The 391-nt window shown below is 35.3% G+C and carries 1 pseudogene; it reads left to right on the top strand.

From position 1 onward, the window contains the following. Window positions 1–391, top strand: a pseudogene (locus A3SG_RS20555) (IS66 family transposase); the annotation flags it as partial.

Below are 391 nucleotides of genomic sequence, written 5' to 3'. Positions count from 1 at the left end.
AAAATTAGAAGATAAAGCTTCTAAATTAGAAGACAAAGCTTCAAAATTAGAAGATAAAGCTTCTAGGTTAGAAGAACGAGTTGAAGAACTTCAACGTTTAGTAGAATTACTACGCCGTATGCAATTTGGTCAAAAACGAGAGCGTTTTGAAGATCCTTCTCAAACTACTTTACCTTTAGATCTAGAACAAGAGCTCCTGCAAGAACAAGAAGAAGTTATCAAAGAAGAAATTACTTATTCTCGTTCTAAAAAGAAACATCCTGGCAGGGCTAAACTTCCGGATCATTTACCAGTTGAAGAAATCGAGATTTACCCTGAAGGAGATTTGTCTGATCAGGTTTGTATTGGCAAAGAAACTACAGATGTACTTGATTATGTTCCGGGACATTTT

The organism is Flavobacterium sp. ACAM 123 (assembly GCF_000264055.1).
GTDB lineage: Bacteria > Bacteroidota > Bacteroidia > Flavobacteriales > Flavobacteriaceae > Flavobacterium.
The sequence above is the reverse complement of the archived record's forward strand: the minus strand, read 5'-3'. Positions and strand labels throughout refer to the sequence as shown.